Origin of the sequence: Ilumatobacter nonamiensis YM16-303 (assembly GCF_000350145.1) — a bacterium.
In the GTDB taxonomy this organism is placed as follows: Bacteria; Actinomycetota; Acidimicrobiia; order Acidimicrobiales; family Ilumatobacteraceae; genus Ilumatobacter_A; species Ilumatobacter_A nonamiensis.
On the sequence record NZ_BAOL01000021.1, the window covers coordinates 1 to 9,628 of the forward strand.

General features: G+C 66.8%; 9 protein-coding genes. 5 read left to right on the forward strand and 4 right to left on the reverse strand.

The window, feature by feature from the left end:
* Positions 1–25 precede the first annotated feature (25 nt).
* Together ON45_RS03305 and ON45_RS03310 are read right to left on the reverse strand one after the other, a co-directional pair.
* Positions 26–625, reverse strand: coding sequence for an HD domain-containing protein (locus ON45_RS03305; RefSeq protein WP_206537636.1), 600 nt, complete (start codon positions 623–625; stop codon positions 26–28).
* Entirely contained in the window at positions 622–1,791 is a 1,170-nt protein-coding gene (locus ON45_RS03310; protein ID WP_158412169.1) for a TauD/TfdA family dioxygenase, read from the reverse strand. Before ON45_RS03310 ends, ON45_RS03305 begins: the two co-directional genes overlap by 4 nt.
* Before the next feature lie 85 nt (positions 1,792–1,876).
* Between ON45_RS03310 and ON45_RS03315 the strand changes: the two genes are divergently transcribed.
* Both ON45_RS03315 and ON45_RS03320 read left to right on the forward strand, forming a co-directional pair.
* Positions 1,877–2,767 carry a LysR substrate-binding domain-containing protein gene (locus ON45_RS03315; protein ID WP_040491942.1) on the forward strand — a complete coding sequence of 297 codons (891 nt, stop codon included), beginning with the start codon at positions 1,877–1,879 and terminating at the stop codon, positions 2,765–2,767.
* A 59-nt stretch (positions 2,768–2,826) separates the two neighbouring features.
* Positions 2,827–3,579, forward strand: a complete 753-nt coding sequence (locus tag ON45_RS03320; protein ID WP_040491944.1) for a hypothetical protein — start codon at positions 2,827–2,829, stop codon at positions 3,577–3,579.
* Between the two features lie 40 nt (positions 3,580–3,619).
* Here ON45_RS03320 and egtD read toward each other — a convergent pair whose 3' ends face one another.
* Positions 3,620–4,600: an L-histidine N(alpha)-methyltransferase gene (gene egtD, locus ON45_RS03325; RefSeq protein ID WP_040491945.1), complete on the reverse strand. Its 981-nt coding sequence runs from the start codon at positions 4,598–4,600 to the stop codon at positions 3,620–3,622.
* Positions 4,597–5,943 carry an ergothioneine biosynthesis protein EgtB gene (egtB, locus tag ON45_RS03330; protein ID WP_040491953.1) on the reverse strand — a complete coding sequence of 449 codons (1,347 nt, stop codon included), beginning with the start codon at positions 5,941–5,943 and terminating at the stop codon, positions 4,597–4,599. Before egtB ends, egtD begins: the two co-directional genes overlap by 4 nt.
* 57 nt (positions 5,944–6,000) lie before the next feature.
* Between egtB and ON45_RS03335 the strand changes: the two genes are divergently transcribed.
* From ON45_RS03335 to ON45_RS03345, 3 genes are all read left to right on the forward strand, one after another.
* Positions 6,001–6,885 carry an LLM class F420-dependent oxidoreductase gene (locus ON45_RS03335; RefSeq protein WP_241432140.1) on the forward strand — a complete coding sequence of 295 codons (885 nt, stop codon included), beginning with the start codon at positions 6,001–6,003 and terminating at the stop codon, positions 6,883–6,885.
* Between the two features lie 91 nt (positions 6,886–6,976).
* Positions 6,977–7,450 (forward strand): GNAT family N-acetyltransferase, encoded by a 474-nt coding sequence (locus ON45_RS03340; protein WP_040491949.1) that lies wholly within the window; start codon positions 6,977–6,979, stop codon positions 7,448–7,450.
* Positions 7,451–7,594: 144 nt separating this feature from the next.
* Entirely contained in the window at positions 7,595–9,592 is a 1,998-nt protein-coding gene (locus ON45_RS03345; RefSeq protein ID WP_241432141.1) for a DEAD/DEAH box helicase, read from the forward strand.
* The last annotated feature ends 36 nt before the right edge of the window (positions 9,593–9,628 follow it).

A 9,628-nucleotide genomic window follows, 5' to 3' on the forward strand; every position in this document is an offset into this window, starting at 1 on the left:
TTCGCGCACGGAGCGCGAGAACTGTTCACGAGTTGGCGGGTTGGGTGAAATCGGCTGACCACGGTTCGCGAGCGAACACCTGGCGGACGTCACCGGTGAACGACTCCAGGTCGTCCGACGAATAGTCGGGATCGAACGACGACTGGTCCCAGTCGGCGCAGAACCGCGCGCACAGGTCGAACCACGGGTGGTCGGCGAACCGATCGCGTTCGTCGCGGTCGCCTCCGAGATGATGTGCGAAGTAGTAACGCTGGAAGAGGCCGTGATGCCGTACCACCCACACCACCTCCTCACGGACGTACGGCCGCAGCACGGCAGCGGCGAACTCGTCATGGTTGAAGGGAGCCAGTCCGTCGCCGAGGTCGTGCAGCAACGCGGCAACGACCCAATCGACATCCGCCCCGTCGCGGCGAGCCCGCGTGGCGGTCTGGAGCGAGTGTTCCAATCGGGTGACCTGATACCCGACGAGCGAATCGTCGAGTCGGACCAGGGAGGCGAGCAGACGGTCGGCGAGTCCCTCGGCGTGCTCGCGTTCGTAGCCGTCGAGAAGTTGGTAGTCGGCGCGGGTGCCGTGCTCCATCGCGGTGAAGCTCACGACGGGGCGCGGCGTCCCGGGCGCGGTCACGGGCCGGACACCGATCGCTGCCGTCGAACGGCGAGGCGATAGCGGGTGTCGAGCCCGTCGTGTTCGATGTAGCAACCCTGGAGCCACCGACGACCCCGTGTCGGATCGAACGCGGTCCGGCCGTGCAACGCCCGATGGTTGTCCATGATCATCACGTCGCCGGGGCGCAGACGGAAGGCCACCTGGTGCGCGGGATCATTCGTCCACTCTGTCAGCCATCTCCGGGCGGCATAGAAACGGTCGAGATCGCATCCCACCCGAACGATCGGTTCGTCGAGCTTGGCGTTGTGTCGGATCTGCACGAAGCGGCCGCGGCGGTCCACCTCGACCACGTGCCCGCGGGCGACGACGGTGTCGGTGCCCATGTCGTACCGCCACTCGACCTCGGTGTCGACCAACGCGGCGTACAGGTCGGGATGCTCGCGTTCCAGTTCCTCCGCCGCGGCGAGCCCGTCGACCAGGGTCGAGTCACCACCAGGCGCCTCGTTCCAGATGCAGTGGAGGAGCTGGATCCCCGGTACGGGACGGCGATACGGCTGATCGGTGTGTGCCAGCAGTTCGATCGACGTGTACGCCAGATCGGTCGGCGACGGCACCGACTGCACGTCGAACACCCAACCGAAGTTCTGGCCGACGATGTACCCCAGACGTTCCGCGACGCGAGCGACCGTACCTGCGACCTGTGGCGTGTCACGGACGACCACGTATCCGTGTCGGAAGAACGCCCCGAGCAACTCGATCAACGCTGCGTCGTCCGCCCCCGCGACGTCGAGATCGAGGTTGCCCCACGACACGTAGGGGAACTCTGCCGGCGGGCCACTCCACGGTTCGGGTCGCGGGGGCTCCTCCGGGTCGAGACTCCACCCCAACGCACGCAGGATCTCGTCGAGGTCGAGATGCGCCAGGTGACCGTCGGAGAACGCGACGGTGAGGACGCCATCGTTCACGACACAGGAGACGGCGCTCAGATCCGCTGCGATGTCGACCGGCGTGAACAATCGCTGGCGGTTCGTGGGCTCGATCTGTCCGAGCTCGGTCGATCGACTCCGGAGCCACTGTGGGTGGAGGTCGACGACGCGGCCATCCGAACACAGTCGGACCCCCGCCTTCACGAGGTCGGTGGAGACGCTCACACCCACCGCTGGCGCGCCCGACGTTGCGATCATCACCATGACTCTGCACGCGCCTCAACGCTCCGTACAGTCCTCGTTCGGGCTTCCTGAGCATCAGCTCTCGTTATACTCGCGGACGATGAGGCAGCTGCTTCGCCGGGTCGATCGGGTCCAACGGCTCGTCGTCTTCGAGGCCGCCGCGCGACTCGGGAGCTTCACGGCCGCTGGCGACGAACTCGCGATGACCCAGCCCGCGGTCACCCGTCAGGTCCGGCTCCTCGAACGAAGTCTCGGGGTCGAACTCTTCCGACGATCCGCCAATCGCATCGCGCTGACCGAACGCGGCCACCACCTGCTCGCACACGTCGGTGCCGGGCTCGATCGGATCGAGGACGGGTTGGGCGAACTGGTCGACCATGTCGGGCCGTTCGTGCTCGCGTCGCACCCCGGCGTCGCGCAGGTGTGGCTGATGCCGCGGATCGACGAGTTGAACGAGGCGCTGTCCGGACTCGAGTTGCGCTTGTGGCTCTTCGACGGCGACGGCGACCTCGACCACGGATCGTTCGACGCGGTGATCCGAGTCGGCGACGGTGACTTCGCCGGGCTGGACAGCAAGTTGTTGTTCCCGGAGGTGGTGGTGCCGATCGCGTCGCCACGGTTCGCCGAACTTCACGGCCTGTCGCCGGCGAGTTCCGCCGCGGAGGTGTATGCCGCACCCTTCGTCCACATGGACGACGGCGATCACCCCTGGATGGGATGGTCCGGATGGCTCGCCCACTTCGACATCACACTGCGCCGTGAACCCGGGCGCGTGCTCTTCCACAACTATCCGATGGTGCTCCAGCGGGTGTTGCTCGGCTACGGAGTCGGACTCGGCTGGCGGCCGCTCATCGACGAGTACGTCGAGCGAGAGGCGTTGGTGGTGGTCGGCCCCGAGATCCAGTCGACGAACGGCTACTACGTCGCATGGCCCAGCGGTCCGCCGAGCCCTCCGGTGCGCGCCCTCACCGACTGGCTCACCGCGCGATAACTCGCCTTTTCGGCGGTTCTCAGGGTGGTTTCAGGTGGGGTTTGCGAAACTGGGTGACCATGCAACCGTTCCCGCCTCCGTCCCCTGACCAGATCCAGCCCGAACCGACGAGCGGCCGACCGCGATCGCGCCGCCGTGTCGCGATTGCCGCGGTCGCTGCAGGTGCGTTGGGTGTCGGTGGAGTGATCGTCGGTGCGCAACTCGTCTCGGCCGACGACGATCCGACCGAGGACACGGCGACTCCGACGAGTGAACCCGACGACGAATCCGACCCGGAGGACGTCACGCCGGACGACGAGTCGACGCCGGACGAGGAGACTCCGGGCGACGACGAGACCCCCGACGACGAGTTCCCGAGCCTCGAAGACCTCGGTGGCCTGGGCGATCTCGGCACCATGTTCGACGACATCACCACCTGCCTGTGGGACGAACTCCCCGAGATCACGGGAGGCGAGCTCGACGAGTTCCCGTCCGACGGCGACTGGGAGGATGCGTTCGATGATCTGCTCGGTGGGACGGTGACGGTCCTCGACCCGAGCGACGACCTGCTCAGCTTCTTCGATTTCGGCGACGGTGACGGCACGATCACGATCACCCGGACCGACGGCGAGATCGAGGTCACCACCGAGGGCGACGTGAACGAACTCGACGACGATCTGTCGTTCGAGGTTCCCGACTTCGAGATCCCCGAGATCGATCCGGAAGTGGGTCAGGCGATGGAGGACTGCCTTCCACTGCTCGGCGAAGGCGAGTTCGACTTCGGCGACATCCTCGGTGACCTGTTGGGCGACGGCGGCCCTTTCGCCGAGTGACGCACCGGGCGCTGGACCGGCGAGCCGTCGGGGTCGGTGCTCAGATTCGGCGGGCGAGCACCACGGCGAACTCGTCCGCCGCGTCGGTGAACACCTGAGCGTCGGCACCGAAGCCGACGTGGGCGAGTTCCTCGACGATCTGCGATGGTGAGAACTTCGACGAGATTTCCACTCGGATCTCCTCACCCGCCGCGAGCTCGAGGTCGAGATCGAGACCTTCAAGGCGTGCGCTCATCGGTTCACTCGCGCGGAGTCGCATGTCGATGCGGTGCTGACGTCCATCCCAGAACGGGACGTAGGCGAAGTTGCCCACATCGAGGTCGCCGTCGTACTCACGGTTGACGTGTTCCAGCGCGTTGCGGATGAACATCTCCGTCAGGCCTTGGTCGTCGTCGTATGCGGCGATCAACCGATCGATCGGCTTCACCTGATCGAGCCCGATCAGGACCCAGTCGCCCGGGGCGAGCACATCGGCGAGTGCACCGAGGAAGGCACGTCGCTCTTCCACGTAGAAGTTCCCGATCGTGCCACCGAGGAACAGCACCAACCGCTCGCCCGGAGACGGCACGTCGGACAGGCGTTGCAGGTGGCGGGTGAAGTCACCGACGACCGGTTCGACCTGGATCTCCGGGTGCCGCTCGATCAACATCTCGGCGGCCTCGTGCAACGTCGCGGCGCTCACGTCGAGCGGCACGAATCGTGCGATGACACCGTGAGCCACGAACGCGTCGAGCAACGTGCGCGTCTTGTCGCTCGTCCCGGAGCCGAGTTCGATGACCGTTCGCGCCTCGGTCAGCTCCGCGATCATCGCCGAGTGGTCGGCGAGGATCGAACGCTCGGCCTCGGTCTGGTAGTACTCCGGCACACCGGTGATCGCCGAGAACAGCTCACTTCCCCGGTCGTCGTAGAGCCATCGCGGCGGCAGTGTGCGTGGCAGCCGCGTGAGAGCGTCGCGGAGTTCGCGCCCCGTGTCGTCGAGGCCGTCACTGTTGGTCCTGTCGTTCGTGGTGTCGTTCGTCATCGAGTGCTTTCGTCCTGTGCGAGGCGGAGCCCGCCGAGGTGCCAGCGGGTGTGGGGGTGGAAGAAGTTGCGGTAGGTGGGCCGACAGTGACCGGGCGGGGTGAGTGCCCCGCCACCGCGCAGGACCTGCTGACCGGACATGAACTTGCCGTTGTATTCACCGATCGCGCCCTCGGCCGGGTGAAAGCCCGGATACGGCTGATAGGCGGACGAGGTCCATTCCCACACGTCGCCGAACATCTGCCGGAGGCCCCCGGTGGGCGGACCGGCGCTGCGCGGGTGGAACGTGCAGGCACCGTCCTGTTCGTCGAGGAACCCGGCCGTGTCGGGAGTCAGACCGTGGAGCCGAGCGGCGTGTTCCCATTCGAATTCCGTCGGCAGGCGCGCTCCCGCCCAGGTTGCGTAGGCGTCGGCTTCGTAGTGAGAGATGTGACAGACCGGCTCGTGCGGATCGACATCGCGCAGCCCGGTCAACGTGTGCACCCACCAGTCGCCTGGCGAATCCGGATTCGGTCGCCAGTAGAGCGGTGCCGTCCAGGCTTCCTCCTGTGACCGGTACCAACCATCGGACTTCCACAGCTCCGGACGCTCGTAGCCCCCGTCCTCGATGAACGCCAGCCACTCGCCGGCGGTGACGACGCGATCCGCGAGCGCGAAGTCGTACAGACGAACTTCGTGCGCCGGTCCCTCGTTGTCGTAGGAGAAGGTGGCGGCGAGGTTCGAACCGGCGCTCTCGAGGCCGATCTCCACCACCCCGCCGACCACGTCGACGTAGCCCGACCGACCCGGATCGCCCGCCGACGGTCCGCACCGCTCGACGTACGCCGGCCCGATCGCCGGGTTCATCGACAGCACGTGTTTGATGTCCACCAGCAGCAGTTCCTGGTGCTGCTCCTCGTGATGGGTGCCGAGCTCGAGGATGGCGAGTTGCTCGTCGGACAACGACCGGGACGCGAGCAGCGAGCGAACCTCCGCATCGACCGCAGTGCGGTACATCGCGACCTCACCACACGATGGTCGGGTGACGAGACCGCGGTTCGGGCGCGGATGACGAGCGCCGACCGCGTCGTAGTAACTGTTGTAGAGGAACCGGTACTCGGGGCGGTCGTGCGGACGGTCGCTGGTGCCGTCGAGGCCGAGCACGAACTCGGCGAAGAACCACGTCGTGTGGGCACGATGCCATTTCGTCGGACTCACATCGTCCATCGACTGCACCATCTGGTCCTCGGGCGACAGCGGAGCCGCCAGGCGTTCGGTGCGCGCGCGGACCTCGGCGAATCGGGCTTCCAGCACATCCGGGTCGAGTCGTTCGGCCGGAGCGCTCTGAATCGGAGTCGACGACATCTGCCCCATGCAACACGATGTACCCAGTCGGTGTTCCGCGTATGCGCTGAACAGAACGTGAACAGGATCGAATACGTTGCCGGGATGGACATCGGTGTGATGATTTTCCCGACCGACCAGACGATGGACCCCGTCGAACTCGCCCGCGAGAGCGAAGCACGGGGATTCGAATCGCTGTGGTTTCCCGAGCACTCGCACATTCCCACGAGTCGGGAAACACCGTGGGGAGGCAACGAGGGAGCGCCCCCACTGCCCTCGTTCTACTGGCGGACGCACGATCCGTTCGTCGCGCTCGGTGCGTGTGCCGCGGTGACGACGAAGCTGAAGCTCGGGACCGGGATCTGTCTCGTCGCGCAGCGAGACCCGATCCACACCGCCAAGGAGGTGGCCAGCCTCGACCGCATCTCGGGAGGGCGCATGTTGTTCGGCGTGGGCTACGGCTGGAACAAGGAAGAGATGAACCACCACGGCACCGCCTACGGCGATCGGCGCGACATTCTCCGGGAGAACGTCCTCGCGATGAAGGAACTGTGGACGCAGGAGGAGGCGGCTTTCGACGGGGAACACGTTCGGTTCTCGTCGAGTTGGTCGTGGCCGAAGCCGACGCAGCCGGGTGGCCCGCCGGTGATCCTCGGGGGCAATGCGGGCCCGCGGACGGCCGCGCACATCGCCGAGTTCTGCGACGGCTGGATGCCGATCGGGGGGCGCCATCCGCTCGAGAGGTGGGACCTCATCGTCGACGCGTGTCACGCGGTCGGGCGCGATCCGGAATCGATCGAACGCGGCCTCTTCGGCGCTCGACCCGACGAGGCGAAACTGAACGAACTCGCCTCGGCGGGCATCTCGCGGGCGGTCCTCGGGCTGCCGCAGGGGCCGCGTGACGACGTGCTCCGAGCACTCGACGAACTGGCTCCCCTCGTGGAGGCGATGCGCGAGGCGTGAGCGGCGTGACATCGGAGACAGAGAACGCATGTCCACCCGCTGTCCAACTTCTCGAAACACGCCGGTCACGTCGTCCGACCAAGATCACGACATGTCCACCCCCGACATGTCCACCTACGTCGTCGCGATCGGTCACCCCAGCCTCCAGAGCCTCGTGGGGCCGTTCGTCGAAACCATCCGCACCGAGACCCGCCGGTTCGATCGGGCCGGGATCCGCAATCCGAAGCCGTTCCCCTCGCTGATCCGCAAGGTCACCGACCCCGACCGACGTCTGTTCGGCGTGATGACCGATGGTGAACTCGTCGGCATGGGATCACTCGCCGACGACGGGGAGGTGGCGATGGCGATCGCTGCGACCCACCGGGGTCGGGGCATCGGAACCTGCCTCCTGCAGCACCTGGCGCTGACCGCGGAACGCGATGGGTACACGCGTCTGCTGATGGAGTCGAGCCGCCGGAGCCGTCCGATCGCACAGCTCGGGACCAAGTTCGGCTGGACATCGTTCGACCTCCCTCACGGCCGCGTCGAGATGACCCTGCAGCTGCCGAGCCGAGCCACCGGCTGACCATGCGCGTCGGTGTCCGTCACCGACGCGCATTTCCGACCGGCGTGCGGTGACGTGCCGGATGGCCGACCCGATCGGGACGGTGCCGCCCTAGCCTTGAACTGCTTCGAAACCACGGGGCACCAAAACCCCAGGGATCGAAGCATGTCAGAGCACACCGAAGTCGCAACCAAAACGAACGAGGCCGACTCCACGTCAGTGGACGTCGACGAGCCGACCACGTCCACCACCGAGGAACCGGTCGAGAACACCATCGAATCGGCGCACGACACGCTCTCCGACGAGGGCCGGTCGATCGACGTCGAAGACACCGACACCGCCACGGACTCCGATGACGACGACACCGTCACGGACTCCGCCGACGACGGTGACGACGACACCGACGGTGATGACGACGATGACGAGGACCGTCCGATCACGTTCGCCGACCTCGGACTGTCCGACGATCTGCTCGCCTCGCTGACGAAGCTCGGCTACGTCAACCCGACACCGATCCAGGCCGAGTCGATTCCGCCGCTGCTCGACGGATTCGACCTGCTGGGTCAGGCCGCGACGGGGACCGGCAAGACGGCGGCGTTCGCGTTGCCGATGCTCGATCGCGTCGCCGGCGCCCGCCGGTCGAAGCTCCCGTTCGGACTCGTCCTCGTCCCCACCCGCGAGCTCGCGAACCAGGTCGCCGAGGCGATGAAGGAGTACGGGGCCGAGGGGAAGGTGCGGATGGCCGCGCTGTTCGGCGGCACCAACATCGGCCCGCAGTTCAGCCTGCTCAACGCGGGCGTCGACATCGTGATCGGCACACCCGGTCGAGTGCTCGACCACCTGAAGCGCGGGTCGCTCGACCTCAGCAACTGCGGCATGGTGGTGCTCGACGAGGCCGACGAGATGCTCGACATGGGCTTCGCCGAGGACCTCGAAGCGATCCTCGAAGCCGCTCCACCCGAACGCCAGACCGTGCTGTTCTCGGCGACGATGCCCAACCGCATCGACTCCATCGCCACCCGGCAGTTGAGTGACCCGGTGCGCATCAGCATCAAGCGGGCGACCGACACCGCGGGCACCACTCCGAAGGTGACCCAGCGCGCCTACCTCAGCCACCGCACCCACCGGGCGTCCGCACTCGGGCGGATCCTCGACATGGAGAGCCCCGAAGCCGCGATCGTGTTCTGTCGCACGCGCGGCGATGTCGACGAGTTGACCGACATCATGAACAGCCGTGGCTATCGCGCCGAAGCGCTGCACGGGGGAATGAGCCAGGATCAGCGCGATCGCGCCATGGGACGGCTCAAGAGCGGCGTCGCCACGCTGCTGATCGCCACCGACGTCGCGGCCCGCGGCATCGACGTCGACCATCTCAGCCACGTCGTCAACTACGACATCCCGCAGACGACGGAGGCCTACACGCACCGCATCGGTCGGGTGGGTCGTGCCGGCCGTGAAGGCATCGCGATCACCCTCGGCGGCCCGAAGGACCACCGCAAGATCAACAACATCTCGCGGTACACCAAGCAGGACATCTCGATCGAGAAGGTGCCGACGGTCAACGACCTGACGATGCGCCGGATGGAGAAGACCGGTGCCGAAGTCGCGGCGAAGATCGGCGACAAAGAGTCCGCCGACCTGTACCGCACGATCGTCGAGCAGCTGACGGCCGAGAACGACCCGATCGAGGTCGCGATCGCCGCCGTGCGGCTCGCCCACGAAGCCGCCGGTCGGACGAGCAAGGAAGAGGAGATCCCCGACGTCAACGTCCGCTCGGAGAAGGGGCGCGACCGGTACGACCGTGACGATCGCAAGGGCCATCGCGGCCAGCGCGACGACCGTTCCGGACGGGGCGACCGTGGTCGCGGCGGCAACGAGAACCGGGCGATCCGCAATCCCGACGGCTCGCACCACGTCGAGGCCGGATTCGTCAGCTTGCAGTTCAACCTCGGCCGGTCCGCCGGTCTTCGCCCCGGCGACCTCGTCGGTGCGATCGCCAACGAGGCGAACATGCGCGGCAGCGAGATCGGCGCGATCAAGATCAACGACAAGTCGGCGTTCGTCCAGGTGCCCGAGAAGCACGCGGGCAAGGTGCTGCGCAGCATGGACGGCTCGAAGATCCGCAACAAGCCCGTCCGCGTCCGCCGCGCCAACAACGCATAGTCCCGTTCTCGTGATCAGTTCTGGCGCTCCGTGCGC